13 protein-coding genes are annotated in these 17,982 nt (G+C 34.6%); all 13 read right to left on the bottom strand.

Features of this window, described 5'->3' with window-relative positions; all coding sequences use genetic code 11:
- Position 1: 1 nt before the first annotated feature.
- The 13 genes from IGI50_RS04290 to IGI50_RS04230 all read right to left on the bottom strand — a co-directional run bounded on the left by IGI50_RS04290 (position 2) and on the right by IGI50_RS04230 (position 17,972).
- Positions 2-1,291 carry a hypothetical protein gene (locus IGI50_RS04290; RefSeq protein ID WP_438776270.1) on the bottom strand — a complete coding sequence of 430 codons (1,290 nt, stop codon included), beginning with the start codon at positions 1,289-1,291 and terminating at the stop codon, positions 2-4.
- A 52-nt stretch (positions 1,292-1,343) separates the two neighbouring features.
- Positions 1,344-2,714, bottom strand: a complete 1,371-nt coding sequence (locus IGI50_RS04285; protein ID WP_438776269.1) for a hypothetical protein — start codon at positions 2,712-2,714, stop codon at positions 1,344-1,346.
- Positions 2,715-2,784: 70 nt separating this feature from the next.
- A complete protein-coding gene (locus IGI50_RS04280) occupies positions 2,785-4,077 on the bottom strand; it encodes a hypothetical protein (RefSeq protein ID WP_438776268.1) in 1,293 nt (430 codons plus the stop codon).
- A 37-nt stretch (positions 4,078-4,114) separates the two neighbouring features.
- Positions 4,115-5,347 carry a hypothetical protein gene (locus tag IGI50_RS04275; protein ID WP_438776267.1) on the bottom strand — a complete coding sequence of 411 codons (1,233 nt, stop codon included), beginning with the start codon at positions 5,345-5,347 and terminating at the stop codon, positions 4,115-4,117.
- 594 nt (positions 5,348-5,941) lie between these two features.
- A complete protein-coding gene (locus IGI50_RS04270) occupies positions 5,942-6,973 on the bottom strand; it encodes a D-alanine--D-alanine ligase family protein (RefSeq protein ID WP_438776266.1) in 1,032 nt (343 codons plus the stop codon).
- A gap of 51 nt (positions 6,974-7,024) precedes the next feature.
- Positions 7,025-8,506, bottom strand: coding sequence for a hypothetical protein (locus IGI50_RS04265; RefSeq protein ID WP_438776265.1), 1,482 nt, complete (start codon positions 8,504-8,506; stop codon positions 7,025-7,027).
- A gap of 9 nt (positions 8,507-8,515) precedes the next feature.
- A complete protein-coding gene (locus IGI50_RS04260) occupies positions 8,516-10,711 on the bottom strand; it encodes a Mur ligase family protein (protein WP_438776264.1) in 2,196 nt (731 codons plus the stop codon).
- Positions 10,712-10,780: 69 nt separating this feature from the next.
- The gene (locus IGI50_RS04255) at positions 10,781-12,592 is read right to left on the bottom strand and encodes a hypothetical protein (RefSeq protein WP_438776263.1); all 1,812 of its coding nucleotides are present in this window, start codon (positions 12,590-12,592) and stop codon (positions 10,781-10,783) included.
- Positions 12,593-12,606: 14 nt separating this feature from the next.
- Complete coding sequence (locus IGI50_RS04250) at positions 12,607-14,370, bottom strand: CapA family protein (protein ID WP_438776262.1); 1,764 nt, start codon at positions 14,368-14,370, stop codon at positions 12,607-12,609.
- Entirely contained in the window at positions 14,370-15,110 is a 741-nt protein-coding gene (locus tag IGI50_RS04245; RefSeq protein WP_438776261.1) for a glycosyltransferase family 2 protein, read from the bottom strand. The genes IGI50_RS04250 and IGI50_RS04245 overlap by 1 nt, the downstream gene beginning before the upstream one ends.
- Positions 15,111-15,143: 33 nt before the next feature.
- Positions 15,144-15,914 (bottom strand): CatB-related O-acetyltransferase, encoded by a 771-nt coding sequence (locus tag IGI50_RS04240; protein WP_438776260.1) that lies wholly within the window; start codon positions 15,912-15,914, stop codon positions 15,144-15,146.
- Positions 15,889-17,601, bottom strand: a complete 1,713-nt coding sequence (locus tag IGI50_RS04235; protein ID WP_438776259.1) for a hypothetical protein — start codon at positions 17,599-17,601, stop codon at positions 15,889-15,891. The genes IGI50_RS04240 and IGI50_RS04235 overlap by 26 nt, the downstream gene beginning before the upstream one ends.
- Positions 17,589-17,972: an LNS2 domain-containing protein gene (locus IGI50_RS04230; RefSeq protein WP_438776258.1), complete on the bottom strand. Its 384-nt coding sequence runs from the start codon at positions 17,970-17,972 to the stop codon at positions 17,589-17,591. The genes IGI50_RS04235 and IGI50_RS04230 overlap by 13 nt, the downstream gene beginning before the upstream one ends.
- Positions 17,973-17,982 lie beyond the last annotated feature (10 nt).

The raw sequence follows: 17,982 nt of genomic DNA, 5'->3' as shown, positions 1-17,982 counted from the left end.
TTTAATTAACAGTTCCTAAAGCGTAGTTTCCATCTCTATCAATCCCGTTTAGACTTAGCATATCATAAAACTCTTTCACATTTTTGACCATTCCACTAGACTTCAAATATTGAATATACTCTGATAAAGTTGTTGCTTTACTATTGACCATGGCAATTGTCATCAATCCATTTGCAAGTCGTCCATCCTTAATTGCTCTATCATTGTTAAAAGTAGTTGTTAACTTACTATGATCGCTCGCTAAGTCATAAAATTCTTCTTCGTTAACTCCTTCAAGTCCCTTATAAATATAATCTTTATCGAATATATCAATAAGAACGCCATTGACAGTTGAAATAGTCGGTTTACCAGTAACATTATGATCTTGTGGACTGGTGTCATACACTTTTCGCCCAAATTGATAACTACTATATGGCCAATTTCCACATGACGTTGAGATTAAATTGGACTGAGCAACGGACCAGCCTTCTTTCCAGCTTACACGGGGATCACAAATTGTATAATAACCATCATATTTACCATTACCAGTGTTAAATCCCCCTAATGCCGAATACATTACCCAATGTGACCATTCATGAACGAGGTTGATTAATCTTGTACCTACATCTGCCTCATTTATCGTCATGTATGAGGAACCAGTAGGAATTATACCGATATCTTTTTTTGCGATATTAAAAGAATTGCTAAGATTCTCTCCCTTTTCATATTGAACAAAAATCGGCTTGAATTCAAAATCATTTCTCATTTTAAATGAAGAATTCTCTTCAGCATACTTAACTGAGACTTGAACTTCATCCACTGAAGAAACGAATAATTCCCATGTTTTTACCGCATTACTAATTTTTTCAGCATCAGGAAACTCACGAGTCGTATCAATACTTATTACCTTATTTACAGGAATAAAAGCACTTGTAATCGCTCGATATTGAACGCCGCTTTTATTAACTAAATAACCATACTTATCATTTTTTAGTACGTATCTAAAAAATAATTGGTTCCTTTGTATGGACTCTGGAAGCTCTATAGAAATATTTCTTATATAGCCTGCTTCATCAGTTTCTGTTGTTTTTAAAGGACACTTTTCTCCATTTAGATCATAGTAGTAAATTTCAATCAATGATTTTAAAAATGGTACTTTCTCTATTTTTCCATCTATGTCTACTGATTGAGCCTGTGTTCTGAAACTCTCGATTGTCACAATTTGCGTGGATTCAGCCGTTGCTTCCACAGAATCTCCTGTATAGAGACCTATTGCTATCAAACCAACTAACATCAGTAGTATCTTTTTCATTTTGTACCTCCTCAAAACGCAAATCTACTTTCTAGAAAGCAACAAATTTCAATTAATAAGTAATTCTATTTCCATCTTTATCCAAGATAAATCTTCCTAAATGATCGACTCCGTTTAGAACAAGAATGATATCAAAACGTATTTTATCTTTGATAAACCCATTATCCTTCATGTACGTAACATACTCTTCTAAAGTTGTCGCTTTGCTATTTACCATCGCAATGAACATCAATCCTGTAGACAGGCTCTGTCTATATTCATCTCCCATTACTGCAACATCTGGTTTCCAATCTTTAGCAATATCATATTGATCCTCTGGTTCTTTATTAGTCGCTTCCTTATCATAATTGATTGCTTCCTTATCATAATTGATTGCTTCCATATCAAAAATATCTCTGAGTACACTGTTTACAGTCCAATTCGTTGACTTTCCATAGCATTTTTCAAGTCTTCCTTTTTCATATACAGTTTCTGATGTTTGCATCGAAGTATCTAGGCGCCAATTCCAGTAATACCCATAAGGATAACGATTGGCATGGAAGAGCGCCCACCCTTCTTTATAGCTTGTTTTTACATTCATATTATATCCAGAATGCGAACTGTAACCGCCACCGTCTAAACTTCCAAGAGCCTGATACATGGTCCAATGCGCCCATTCATGGGATAAGTTCACACTTAGATTTTCCTTCTGTTCCGCCCGTGTTTTAGCACTTAGTGACTCTGGATGAGGTATATGGATAAACGGTGTACCCTTTTTTATTACGCCAATCCCTTCTGATTTACTTTTAAAAAACGCTCCATTCTTCCCGTTATACATATAATTTGGCTCATATAAGACAGGAATTGGCTCAAACGAGAAATTGAAATCCTTTTTTAATTCTGGAAAAGCATCTAGAGCTGTTTGAACGTTGTCCTTCATTTCTTTCACTAGTTCCTGATATAGATCCCAAAAAATAAATAGCTGATAGTTAAACTCCTTTGTTGCTTCATTTCCTAAATTCATGATAAATCGAATGTCTGTATGATCAATTTGACGATTTTCAGGAATTGTCGTACTCACTATAGGATGATAAATATTTCCTTTAGAGCTGACCAAACTTCCAACTTCAGAGTTTGTCATACCAAATTGAAAATAAATACGCTTAATCTCTTCAGGCATATTTACAGTAACATTTTTTATTTCACCATTATCATCTGAGCTTATTCCTTCACCTACAGTATGTCTTTTACCATCCGCATCATAGTACATAATTTTAACCGACGCATTTTTAATCGGAATTGCTTCTTCTTTTTTATCAGAATATAATTGTAACAGGAAACGATTAACAGTCACTGGCTTTTCAGCTGCGTAACTTTCACTACCTACCGCAAAGAACACAATACCCAACAATATCAACAAACAACATTGGATAAATTTTTTCATTGGAGTTCCTCCTTTATCGCAGAAACCTAATAGTCCAGATTCTGTAAACACTCGCAACAAACATAATTAATTAGATGGGCCCCAACATGAACTTTCCGTTAGAATCAATACCATTTAATCTCAATATAGCATCAAACTGATTCATGTTTTTAACCATACTATTTGCCTTCATGTATTGGATATACTCCTCTAAGGTTGTCGCCTTACTCTTCACCATAGTGACGAACATCAACCCATTTGATAATTTTTGACGATACCCCTCTCCTTTAGTAGCAACATCAGGCATCCAATCCCTTGCAATATCATATTGATCCTCAGGTTCTCTAGGTGATTCCATATCATAAATATCTCTAAATACACTGTTCACTGTCCAGTTGGTAGATCTGCCGAAACAATTAGCATATTTCCCTTCTCCAATTTGGATAGAATTATCACGTTTCCAATTCCAGTTATAACCATATGTGTAGCGATTCGCATGAAAGACTGCCCATCCTTCTTTATAACTCATGCCTTCATCCTCATTGTATCCAGTATGACCATAATAATTTCCACTCGCCATTTGATTGCCTATAGCTAAATACATCGTCCAATGTGACCACTCGTGTGCTAAATTTACATTGAACCATTCGTTCTGTTGCGCACGAGTGTAAGTTTTCAAAATGTCAATATGTGGAATACTTATATAAGGATCACCTTTCCTTATTTCACCAATACCATTGGATGATCTGGAAAAGACAGCTCCAGTTGTTCTTTGATGATCATTTTCGTATAAGACAGTAATTGGTTTTATTAGGTATTGATAATTCGCTCTTAATTCTGGAAAGTTGGCTAGTGTTAATCTGACACTTTCCTTTGTATCATTTACCATATCGTAATAAAGATTCCATACTTTAATTGACTGATAATTATACTCCTTCGAATCTTCATGATCTGAATTGACAAAAAAGCGTGTTGAAGTAACATCAATTGTTCTATTTTCTGGTATTGGCCAACTGGTTATTGGTCGATAGGTGATTCCCTTTGAATTCACGATATTTCCAATTTCTGGTCTACTAAGCCAGTACTCAAAATAAACACGAGTGATTTCTTCTGGAACATTAACCGTAACGTTTTTGATTTCTCCATTATTGTCTGAATTAATATCATCTCTAAGAATCTGTCTTTTCCCTTGTGCATCGTAATAAAGAATTTTTACTGACGCATTCCTAATCGGTATCGCCTCTTCTTTTTTATCCGAATAAACTTGAGTAAGGAAACGATTGATTGTGACCATTTTTTCGGCAGCTTGACTTTCGATAACACCTACTAATATGAAGAACAGGAAAAACAATACCATTAAACAACTTTGGATTACTTTCTTCATTAGTACTCCTCCTAATTACCAAAGATATCCATTAAGACTACTCCTTTAAAATGAAGTCCCCATGTTCATTAATTCCATTCACAGCCATTGCACGAATCAATTTTTGCTTCATTGTTTTGTCAGGATGTTTATCTATATAGTTTGTCACCAGATACTGATAAAATTCTTTGAACGTCTTTGCTTCACTATTCACCATCAAAGTATGCAAAATTCCCTCTGAGATTAAATCTTTTTCTTCTATTGTATGGGTTCCATTTACAAATAATGTGTAAATATCAAATGGATCATCTTCTATAGAACTGTATTTATCATAATTAATGTCATAAAGATCGTACAAAGCACCTTTAACTGTGTAATTAGTAGAGATCCCATATAACCTCTTATCATTTTGAACCTGTACATCATTAGGAAACTCATTTTTTAAACCGCATGTATATTGATGTCTTTGAAAAATTGCCCAACCTTCTTTATAACTTGTTTCAGGTTTTATATTATGAGAAAAATCTGACTCATATGCTCCACCAGGTAGACCAGTAACACGATACATGTTCCAATGTGCCCATTCATGTGTTACGGCACAAGTTCTTATCCAGTCCCAATCAGGAACAACCTTCGTATTAATACAAAGGACTGGCCTGTTAACTGCTCCTTTCCCCCCTCTATTAAATGAGTTTCCAATTTGAACTAAATCTAAGTCATAAATCATATCAATCGGCTCAAAAGTGATATGCCGATTACTTATATAAGGAGAAGCTGCTTTGATTGCTTCCTGTTGTTGCCGGTATACTGCATCATAAATATTATTTAGCTTAGCTAATTCGACATAAAAGGCAGATGTTCCATTTGCTCCACTGATTGAGCGAATCGTCTTTAAGTCTAACTTACGATTAGCTGGAACTGCTCGAGTGTGGTTCGCATTGTATTTCATATCTGTCAATCTAATAATGTAGCCACGATCATCTTTTCCGAAAAAAAATTGAAAACTAATTTGATCGAAATCTCTTTGTCCTTTATAATAAAGACCTTTTATAGCCCCGTCCTCATCACAAGTAGTCGTTCCTAACAAGAATGGCTTATTTTCTCCTTTATTCCCCCCATAGATTTTCACTTTCACATTTTTAATTGGAAGTGCTTCGGAATTAGAATCTTCACGAATATGCATTTTAAAATTATCTATTTGAATCTCGTTATTTTCCAAAGCCAAACCTAATTTTGGAAAACAAAAGAGACAAACTGCGAATCCAACAATAAACAAAGCCATCTTCTTCATTATTTTTCTCCTTACACTATTCTCAATCAACAACAAGCATTATTTCTTATAAATTAAGTATTTAAGGTTCTATCAAAGGATTTCCATCATTATCTAAAGTAAATACCTCATATCTAGATAAGCCATTTATTTCAAGAAGCTTAGCGAATTTTTCTTTATCAGAACGAGTAAGAACATACTTATTATCAATAGCTGTCAGCAGCACCGTCAGTTACTGCAACATAAAATTTTTTATATCGATCGTTCGTGTATCTGCTGATTTTGTTAAACTTCTTTGTTTAGATTCCTGAGGCATCACATCAGACTCTTCCCCATCATTTTCTTCAGCGTCCTTTAATTCTACTACCTTTTGCTATTCCTCTTCCTTCGCATCTACTTGATTATTCGGATACATACCAATAGTCACTATACCAACTAACAACAATAATACTTTTTTCATTTTGTATATCCTCCTTATAACAGACACGAACAAAAATTCACAAGAGTTATTGATCAAACAAAGTTACAAAACTTTTTTAGTTAAACAAAAATCTGAAAAAGCATCATTCCCCACTTTATATAAGCTTCAGATATACAAATCTAATGCCTATACAATCAATGAAAACCTTCTGATTCATACTTTCTCATTGACTCATCAATAATAGTTTCACACAATTCTTTGAACCCAATCCCTACCGCTTCTGCCTCTTGCGGAAGCAAACTATTGGGCGTCATTCCGGGTAAGGAATTGACTTCAATGACAAAGATATTATTATCCTTATCAACCAAAAAATCTGTTCTTGAACATACAGATAACCCTAAAGTTTTATGTGTTTTTAGTGCTAATTGCCCCATTTCCTCAGCTAATCGATTATCAATCTGTGCCGGAACAATTTCTTCTGTCCTTCCTTTCTGATATTTATTTTTATAATCATAAAAGCCAGATTTAGGAATCAGTTCAATTGCAGGTAAAATTTGTTCTCCCAATATCCCTACAGAAAATTCCCTTCCTTCAATTTTGTCCTCTATTAAAATTTTTGGATTGTCGGAATATTTGAGTGCTTTATTGATTGCTTCTCTTAATTCATCCTTTGAGTCTACCAACGATATCCCGATACTAGAACCGCAATCAAGTGGCTTTACTACTGCTGGCAAATTGATTGCTTCGATCGCTTCTACATCAGAAACGACTTTCCAGTTTGCTGTTGGAATCCCATGAAATCTCATTAATTCCTTCGCAATAAGCTTATCCATCGCTAAAAGACTACTCTGATAATCTGATCCAGTATACTTAATATCATAAACATCAAAAACTGCTTGTAATTTCCCATTTTCACCTATCCCTCCGTGTAAAGCGAAGTAGGTAATATCTGCACTTGCGCAGATTTCCAAAACATTTTCTCCTATTTCTTTTTCCAGTTTTATACCTGAATCAGGAATACTCTCTGAAACATCATGATCATAATGTTCTGTCTTGTATTCTTCATACGCACTATCAAAAGTTTTATAATTTGGTACACCAGTAAGTAAATCCACCAGCAAAACCTTATGTTCATTTGCAATCAATGCATTGGCTATCTTACTTCCAGAGGTCATAGATACCTCTCGTTCACTACTCTTTCCACCTGCTAAAACAACAATCTTCATGATAAATCCATCCTCCAACTAATAAAAATTTTAATTATTGGTTGTTAAAAACTAATCAACGTATCCTTTTATTTTGAAAATCTTATGACCAATAACTCTCGAAAGAGCCTTCGAAATTGTGTTTGTACCATATAATAATAAAATATGAAGTGCATCCCAAAAACTGATCACATCTCCTTCGTAAAACTTCAGATCGCTTTTGTCCATGATATCACTCTTTTTAATCTCAAAAGTTTCATGTAAATTCTGAACATAATCTAAGACTACTAGAGCGTTGATTAACTTTGTAATGGAAGCAGAAGGTATACTTTGATTTTCATTTATACTATAAATTGATTTTGGAGGAACATCGATATAAAAATGTGGGTCCCCTTTCGGCATTATAATAATACTACCTGATTTTGCTTTAAATACGTCTGTAGATTGATATGACGGGATTTTTTTTCTTAATTTAGCAATATCAATCAATTGTCTCATTGCTTCATAACAGTCTGCTTTGCGATTCTTACCAGAAATTCCCATAACAGAAGCTAAATAAAGTTCTCCTTCTGAATCAGTTAACAAAGCAACTAAATTTAAATTTTCACTAATCATTTCATCAAAGACCCCACCCAAAATCGAATATGTTTGATCTATTAATTTACCTCGAAGGGACGTGACCGTGTCAATTTTCCTGGCATTTATTCCTAAGATAGAAATTGGATACCTTTTTCTACCCCAAATTGATAGTATTTTTTTGTAACCAGAAGCGTGAAATCCTAACTTTACAATGTCTCTGGAGGTAGAAAGATGCTCTTCTTTCTTATCTCCATTATTATTTAAAAAGGTATTGCCCATCTCTAAGATTTGAGTCTTTTTTTTCAATTCGTCAAAAAATAACTTTGATGCAGCTTCATCTGAAATCTGAACTTTATTTTTTTTCTTATTAATATTATTATTTAACATTGTGAAGGTTTCCCGAATGGATAAGTACAAACCTTTTTCGTCTTGACGACTTGTTAATATACTAAAAAATTCATCAGCTTCTGGTTCTTTTCCTTCACCATATAATTCAGTCAAATCATACAATGATAAACATCGAATGCTTCCTGCACCATCAGCCTCATGAATGCTCCCTGAAAAAATTAGTTGAGGATGAAGCCAATTTGCGGGCGTTTGTAATGTTCCGATAATTGTTTCATAGCCTTTGGATAGGCGACGTAAACCAAAATCTGAATTTCCTGATTTGAATCTCCCATTAAAATGTAGTCCAAAAAGACCTTTAACATATCTGGTAACACAAACATCAAACATAACAAAATAATGACGATTTGGTTTTAACGTCACTTCTTGTTTCAATTGAGATGAGATATTACTATCCATCGTTAAGTTCATATAACCAGACTCGTCTTCCTCTACCTCAACATATCCTGAATTTATTTCCCATTCGGAAGTCCCCAAGGTCCACCAAGAATTCTTAAGTAAATTTTCCGCAATAATCTCTGAATAAACAAATTCTTTGTCTATCTCTTGACTCGAATACGTTTCTCTCATTTTACCCTCCTATACCGTTTCGGCCCTTTTATTCAATTTTTCAATCACGTCGTAAAATCCAATTCCATGAGAACCTTTTACAAAAATCAAAGAATCCTCTGAACTTTCTTTGATAATCTTCTCCACTACTTCTTCCTTTGTTTCACACAAAGTTATCGACTCTACATCTAACGAAAGTTTCTTAAATGGTTCTCCGTATAAAATTACATGATCAGGTTTTACTTTTTTGATATACGGAATTAGTCGTTTGTGATGTTTTATTGCATCATTACCTAAATCAGCAACTTCGCCTAAAACTAAGAGTTTCCTTCCTTTATAGAAAGATTTCTTACTACCGAAGTGTTTAATTCCATTTATCATTGATTCAATGGAACTATTGTGTGTATCATCAATAACTGTTACAGTCTTAGAATCAAGTTTTAATTTTATCGGACGTAGTATTCTTTCCAGACTTCGATAGCTTTCAAGAAGGTGCACATATTCTTCAATTCGATAGCCCATCACATCAATTGCAAGTAACGCACTCATAGCATTTTGAATTTGTCCATCACTATCAGTAGACAAAGAAAAATTAATTTCTCTTCCTCGAAAAGCAATCCGAATATCCGTTTTATCTTTTAATACTTTTTTTTCTAACAAATAACAGTCTGCGGTTGAATCATTGAGGCTACAAAATAATGTTTTCAAACTTAGTGATTCTGCTCTTTGAATCAAATTTTCTAAATGCTCTTTTTCTATATCTTTATTGATTACAACATGGCCATTATTTTTCACTCCTTGAAACAGTTGCTCTTTTATCATCAAGTTTCTTTCAATACCTGAAACTGCATGTGCACTTCCTATAGAAGTCACTATGGCAACATCAGCCCTCCACATATAGGCACAATTTCCATACCCCAGCCGATTCATAGAGGCGACTGAAGCCTCAAATAAAATGAAATCATAGCGATTACTGATTTCTTGTGATAGGCTAAATGTGGAATAATGAGAATTAGAGTTTCCAAAATTTTCAAATACTTTTCCTTTACTACTTAACAAATGAGATAATATCAAACGTGTAGATGACTTTCCTGCACTTCCTGTTATCGTGCAAAATTTCCCTTTATAGTTTCTCATTTGATAAGACGCATACTCATAGGCAAATGCTAAACTATTAGGAACAATAAATTGAGGAATTTTATCTTTTAAATGCGGGATCGGTTCGTCTGTAATAATAACGGATAAGTACTTTTCCAATTTAAACCTTGATATAAGATCGTTACCATGGAATGTTCTTTTAGCACTTGGGATCATAGAATTATGACTCTCAGAAGAAAGCGCGATATAGGCAACATTCTTCCATTTGTTTCTTAATATCGAGCTTTGATCACACACTGTATGTTCAACAACAATTTTTTGAGCTAAATCCCTATTTAGGAAGTGACCTCTAAATTTTTGTTCCAACGTATGTTTGTTTATTTTATTTTCTTCTAAGACTTTTCTTGATTGAGAATGTTTTACTGTTGCATTAAGTGCAACCTCCGTAGTATGAAAATAGTTATCTCCGTTTATGACAAGTGAGCAACTTAGTTGGGCATTTTCCTTAAAAAACATTAAACAATCATTCTGGTCGGTTCCCCAATAAATACTTGCCAAGATATTGTCCTTTCCATCTATTGAAGATTGTGCCAAATGCCATTTGTCATGAATAAAGTGGTTCTTATTCTTTATATAGGAAAAAGTTTCTTCCTTTAGGTGAAGGAAGGCTTCTCCAATTTTATAATAGTCAAATAAATTACTTAACTGAGGATATTTCTTTCTTCCTGTAGCTGATTTCTTAGAGTAATTAGAAGCATACCAATATTCATTGATTCTGCGCTGAGTCCCCAATAATCCACCATAAACATCAAATAACGAAACAATGCAATCTGGTGCATTCAAAGAAATCGCTTGATTTAAAACATCACGTAATAAACGTTTTTCTCCTACCTGTCCTTGAGTTGATCTTATAGCAGAAAACTCTTTTTCTGACTCAATTGAAAAATATAATGGTTTATCAGGCGAAAGTTTTCCTGATTCTAAATCAGTTAAAATGGCTAAGTAGGTCAATAAATGCATTGTTCCCCAAGGTGAAAGCCTATTTCCCGAAGGTCGATCACTAGTTATTCTATTTTTGTTAAATGTTAAAACAGTAGTTTGAAATAGTTCATTTTCTATTTTTTTCATTTCTTATATCCGATTACTCTAAATAATCGTACTCCTCTCGCTTTAATTATTATCTGATATCAAAATTATCTAAGAAAATAAAGTAAGTGTTTTCCTAGTTAGTATCGCATTTTTCATGGCGTCTCTCTTTAAATACCGAGTCAAAACTTTTTCCATAGACTTTTTATCAAAAGCAAATTCTGTTGCTAATTCAAGTAATCTTACAGCTCGAGTGCCTCTGCCTTTTTGTCGATAATTATCAGAGAGTTCATAAAGAAAATCTACTAGGTCATCCAGAACAAATTTTTCTTTGGCTACTATTTCAAATTCTTCCTTTTCTAAATATCTATCCAAAATAAAAAGGATTTCTTTATTCTTATAAAGGTCAGCTGTCCCTTCACTTGATAACTTGTACATCAAAAAATCAATCATTAATTGACAAGTTTTGATATTAACAGTCCCTCTTTGTTTTCTTACTCCATAGGTCACTTGGATCAAATGACTCATACTATCAATCACTTTCGGATCTTGAATCCTACTTGCTCGCAATATTCTTGAGACCATTAAAACAGCCTCTTGATTTTGTGTACGAGCTAGTGGGATCACCATTTGCTCGACAGACTCCCATCCTAGCTTTCCCGTATTTAGCCAAAAATTATATAAATAGAAATCTGTTCGATCTACTTGTTTTAATTCGTTTAGTAATTCATCATTTTCTTTTTGATTCAGTCCTCTAAAGTCATACGTTAAGACGTTTTCTTTATAAACTTGATGTTGTCGAACGATTTTCCCTTTCCAATTTATTCTCCTCAACCAATGTCTAGAAATATTCCATCCGTGTCCTTTTTCAAAATCACTTAACTCATGATATTCATCAGAGTGAATCTCATTGAAAAGCGAATCTTTAACAACTATTTGATGGAATTTTTTATCCGAAGTATAACCATTACAGTATTTCCTATCCAGCATATTTTCAATTACTTTATTATTTAATAGAACGCAACCTAAAGATGCATGAACCAGTCCTTTTGAGCTATTTCCTTTGAACAGTTCTAAGAAATGATACGTTGTATTCTCCAAACCTTCTTCAAATTTGCGATTACTAGTTTCTAAATCTCTTCTCATATCAACCAAATTGAAATAATAAGCTAAAATTAATAGATAACTTGCATAAACTCGATAGAAAAACACTGGGAATTTCTCATCATAATGGTCTTGTTCAAAGTAATCTTTCATCCCAAAAATTAGTGGACGAAAATTAATAAATCTAAAATAATCTCGAATTACTGGAAACTTCTCGATAAACGGATAGAGAAACCATTGAGTATTTGCCACTAAATCACGGTTAAAGTTTAGTTCTGCAAGATTAAAATTGATAAACTTTCGAACATCTGAAATATGTCCCCAAAAAACAAAATCGCTAAAATTAAAAATTCGTTGAATTCTAGCGTTAAAAATGGTTATTTTGTAATTAAATATATGAGGCATATCTCTATTCATCTCTTTTTTGGTGAACCCAACCTTTTTAGGATTTTCTGTTAATTGCTCTTCAATTTGAAGAATTTGGTGCAATGATCTATCTGTTCTAGCTTTTAATACGAAACAATCATCTGGAAGTATATCAAGTGCTGCTTGAAACTGCAGAGCTTGTCTCATATAATTTATTGAATTCGTTCGAGCAATATCCATACGATCTTCTAATGGTCGCTGCTCAACGATCTTTATATCATTGTCCTCTAATTGCTTACGCAAACTGGGAAAGCGATCGAAGTCTCTTTCCCAAGTACTCACAATAATGCCAGCAATAAGCTCTGATTCACGCATCTCTAATAATTTGTTAATTGCTAATCGAAGATCTAATTCTTCACGAATTGCTCCACATACAACTGCCCAAGTTTTCATGCCATTGATCCTTCCTACCAAATTTTCTTTGAAATTTCTTTTTTTAATTCATTTATTTGCCAGCCCACTTCCAAACACTTTTCTATTTTGAAAGCATGTACTATTTCCCTAAACTCTTCATTGGTAACTTCTTTTGGAATCCACTTTGTTTTCAAATTATTTGTTTCAATAAATTTTATAGTTGCATATAATGACTTTCCTTTAAAATTCAAGTTAGCAATCGCTCCGTAAGGTAACGCTTTAGGATTTATTTTATAATCTCCGTCACTATTAAAAACGAAATTACCAATGCTATACAAAATATCTATGTCTTCAATTTTTCCTGCCGGTTGCAAAGCATGTGGTCCATGGCCAATAATTAGATCAACCCCCGCCTTTACTAATCTACGTGCATTCTCGCGTTGATAAGCTTGTATAGGCTTAAAATCCGTTCCCCAATGCGGAATGACGATTACTTTAGAATTCGGATGTATTTTTTTTGTATCCGAAATTTTTTTTAAAAAATGACTAGATATACAAGCAGCTCCTAAATTTTCTCCAATTGAATAAGTATTAGTGACGTTATATTGATATCGTTTAAACCAGTACGCATTAAAAATAAAGATTTCCTGAGTTTTCGTTTTAAGTCTAAAGGGTTCGTATGCTCCCTCAGTAGTCTCATCCGCACCTACGTAAGCAATTTTTTTATCCTTCAATGCTTGAATAGTTTCAATCACACCAGATTGTCCGTAATCGTTAATATGATTAGTAGCTAAGGTAACCATGTCAATAGATTGCCTTTGTAATACTGCTGTGGTTTCTTCAATATCCGCTCCTAATACAAATTTCTTGATTCTCTTTAATGGAGAATTGGAAGGCTCCTTCACTAAAACAGCTTCTAAATTAGCAATTCGAAAATCAGCATCACTTATGAGTGAGCCAACACCAGTAAAAGAATAGTCATAGCCTTCATCAAGAATTGGATCCCATCGTCCTAATCTTTTTCTATGCGCCGCATACCATTCTCCCAAATACGTATCTCCAACAATTGACACACGTACATTGGATTTAGAAAATACCTTTTGCTGATATTTCGTCTTAACATTTGTATCTTCTCGCTTATCCAATAATTGATAAAAAGTGTCATTCAGTTCAAACTCATTCTCTGCTTGTAAAACAATGCTGATATCCGTTCCGCGAATTAAAAAACCGTTCTTTCTGTTCCAGAATAATCCGAAATCCGCTTTTTTCTCTTGAAATACCTTTGAAATATTTTTATGTAGTCTCCCGTTAAAGGTAACCTCAGAGATAGTAAGATAATGGTGAAACTTAGGCGATAGCTTTGAAAATTCTTTAGCAATGATTTTTATATCATTGATGGTATAGCTTTGAGGTGCATTCCTCTTTTTTCTGCCAGAAATATTTTTACAACAATCTTCACTTAATCTGTTTTTAGCAACAAAGTGATTTATCTCTTTCTGTGCACTTTTCTTTACTTTTTCGCGAAAAAGTTTAGCTAACAGTAGAGAACAATCTGGAGCACCTGTAATAACCTGCAGCTTGATGAGATCGGATAATAACCATTCATCATCAACGTCAAATCCAATACAAGCCGGATTTTTTTTCTCAGCAAATATGGCTTCAGAAACAACTACGGTATCTTCCGGAAGCAAGTCACCACTTTCCAAATTTTGTAGAATCAAGAGTAATAGAAGAACGTTTCCTAATCCTTCATCTCCAATTTGTTTTGCCTTTTTCTCAATTTTCATATTCTTTATTGTCTCAATCGAAAATTCCATTATTTCTCTCCTACCTGAAATTTCTCTATATTGTTTTCAAATACCTTCAACTCTTCCGGCGTCCCCAGCGCTGCATAACTATTCTTTGGCAAGAAGACTGGTCGAATTACTTTTCCACGTTCAATAAGCTGGTTGTATAGAGGAGCGATAAAAATCTCACCATAATCTGCTAACAGTTGCTCAGCTAACTCTTCAAAAGCATCAGAAAAATCTTTCCATTGACGGAAATAATACAAACCTACTGAGCCCCATGAGGATATTGGGATTTTTTCAGCCATTTCAGTAATACGGTCATTTGTTTTATTTAACTTGGCAAAGGACCAATGAGTGCCCTCGGCTTCAAACAATGGGACACTCCCATCTCCTTGAACAATTTCTTTTTTTGAGACAAACTCAGGCTTTATGGTGGTGTCTATGTTATAAACCAAGATATCTTGATCATCTTCAAGATAGCTTGCTACTTGCATCACTGTATCTGCTTGACCTTTAGTAACCTCGGCTAACTCCATGATGAAATAAGAGATTATGCCTAAATTTTTAATTTCTTCTATTAAATGAGTACGGGAATAGCACCCTTCTCTAACGATAAAAATAAAGCGCTCGTCATAAAATGATTGTAATGAGTGCATTGACCATGAAAATAAGCTTCGATCACCAGCCATAATTTCATGCTTTGGCTGGTGATAGCCAGCCTTTGTAAAGCGGCTGCCTCTTCCTGCCATAGTAATAACTACGTTCATGTATTTCCTCCTGAGTATCTTTTAGTTGAAAAATCATTCTTTCTGCAACTGCATTTGAATTTCTGCTCCAGTCACAAAGCCTAAGTCAGAGGCTTTTCTCAATTTATTTTTAGTTTTCATTTCTCTTACTTGATCAATAAAGTACTCAACTCCGTCAGTCCCTTTCAGTCCGTCGAAGTCCCAATAACAATAATCCCACCATTTGAGTTCTAACAAATCCTCAATGATCGCATCTCGGAAACGATAATAGATAATCTTTGCGGGAACACCTCCAACCACTGCATAAGGAGGAACATCCTTGGTCACAATTGCACCTGTCGCGACTATCGCTCCATCCCCAACAACGACTCCAGGTTTAAAAGTCACATTTTCGCCGATCCAGACATCGTTTCCAATAGTCACTCCTGCCGTTTTTTGTTTGTAGGGAATAGATTGGAAGTTTCCCTCTTCCTCCTTAGAAGCCAATGGGACATTTACATGAGCTGGGTTCAGCGTATAAGCAATAGGTGATGTAGTGAAGCGATCCACGGGATGTTGGAAACCCATTACTCTAAAATTAGGAGCAATAGAGGAATATCGGCCTACTACGGTATGTTCCGTTAAACGACTGCGACTATAGGAACATAATCCCATCGTATTGATCGTATTGCCTGCCATAAAAATGGTGTAAGGTTCAATTTTTGAATTTATTGAAAAACGAAATTGTTCACCTGCTTTGATTCGGCGACGTTTACCATAAGCAAAATAGATCTTATTCTTTTCTAGGAAATCACCTAGTTTATCCGTGTATTTCGTTAATGGCATGTTTTTCATTCCCTTCGACTAAAGTCAAATCGTCATAATACGGTTTCAATAACTTCATCGCTTGACCAAACATAACTTTCTGGCGTTTCGGATAATCTTTGTGAAGAGGGATCATCGATAAGAATAATAGGCCTTCAATCAATCGGATTTTTTGAATCTTATAATTCTCTCCTACTTTTTGATTGACCAACTCCGCGATTGTTTCTTGTATCGGTGTCTTTTCAAAATCATAAGAATAGTTCAATGAATCCTCTTCATTCAAACTAAAATGATCTGTAATGATATGATCATACGAGCCTTCAAAGCTGTGGAGAATTTTTGCGATATCATAGAATTCATCACCATAAATATCAAAGGAACCAAATTGCCCACGCGGATCAATGAGCTTAATTAGATTGCTCTCTCGATCAAGCAAGATATTACTCAAGCAGAAATCACCGTGAATGACATGAGCCGATTTCGCAGTCAATAAGCCATAGTGGCTAAGAACCGATTGTAAATTCCCAACAATTTGTTTTAATGGCAAATAGGCGACACCATTGATTTCTGGCGAATGGTCATAAAACGGCTGAAACTCGGGATCTTGTAAGAGAAGGTTTAGACGATCAAATGTTTTTTGATAATAAATCGCTAATAAATCCTTTTCTTCTAATTTCAAACAAGGTGCTTCTGCACACTTAGACATTTCTTTTCTAACAAAGAGCAGCTTTTCTATAATTTTTCCCCACTCTTGAATAGCCAAATTCCCATAAATGTAGAGATTATGCAGCGTTTCATAAGGATAGTATTCCATCTTTACCTGTGGACTCTCTGGATCGAGTGAATAATCATAAATACGCGGGGTTAAATATTGTAGTGAAGCCGGCATTTTCAAATACCATTGAATCTCGTTGATCAATTTCTTACGCTCTTCACTGCTCTTCGTTAAGATGCCTCGCTGGTCATCAATTGATATAGCGTTGAAGAAACGAGCTTTTACGATTTTCTTTGTTTCCAGATATTCGCTTTCGTGTCCTAAATCCAACCAAGAATCGGTATGAACTAGGGCCACTCGTTCGTAGTTTTGGTCGTAGTCGCTTATTGCCTGATAAAAAGTCAGGCTGTCATCATTCATCTGATTCATTTCGTTCTTTGAAATCGTTTCACATGATTGATAAAAATTTTTACCACTTTTAAAGCCAAACACTCCGGCAACCACTTCTCCATCCTTTTGGCCTGAGTCTGCGTTTTTATTGCTAAAAACTAACTGCTGCGCATCACGTCGAACACTTGTCCATGGAGCCAATTGTTCCTTTAGACCGGTCATTAAATAGTTTTTTGACTGTCCATAAGCCTTTTCTTCAATGATGGTATCGCCAAAGTTAATCGTTAAGGAAAAGTCTTCTGAGATTATTGGAATCATTTGTCTCAAGGCGTTTAGTGCAGCTTTTAACAAAGAAGAACTTTCTTTTTCAGTTAAATAGAGTTCATATCGATGCTCATCCATTTTTTGCAGCTTTACTTTTTCATTAGGTGCCTGATCTTGATTCGATATCATAAAGATGAAATCTTTATCGGCATAGTCCTGTAAAAGATAATCCCCGATACTTTCATTCTTAAAGGGCAGCATTGAGGGATAGATATCACCGAATCTCTTCTGCATTTCTTCTGGAATTTTTTTGGTATTTAAAATCATTACTGCTTCCATGTGTCATCCTCGATTCGTTTTAAGATTTCCTCTTCTGTTAATGTGACAAACTCCTTGGGTCGAATAGCTCGGTCATCCACATAAAAACCGCCATGACCACACCAAGGCTTGCCTACATGTAATTCATCGTAAGGAATTTCCCATTTTTCTAACCATTCAATTAATATGGGCACAGTGATTTTGTTGATCAAGCCTAAATTCCCTTGATGAGTATTCATTTGTCTGGCTGTTTGCAGAACGATTTTGTAGCCTTTTTCGTGGTAACTTCTCATTTGTTCGACGACTTCCGGATAGGGCTCCAAATCTTTATACTCTTTTGATCCTCTTTTTTCACAAAACGTATTATCAATATCCATTACGATTGCTTTCATCCCATTTGCC

Source organism: Enterococcus sp. DIV0170, from assembly GCF_051710765.1.
In the GTDB taxonomy this organism is placed as follows: Bacteria; Bacillota; Bacilli; order Lactobacillales; family Enterococcaceae; genus Enterococcus_A; species Enterococcus_A raffinosus.
The sequence above is the reverse complement of the archived record's forward strand: the minus strand, read 5'-3'. Positions and strand labels throughout refer to the sequence as shown.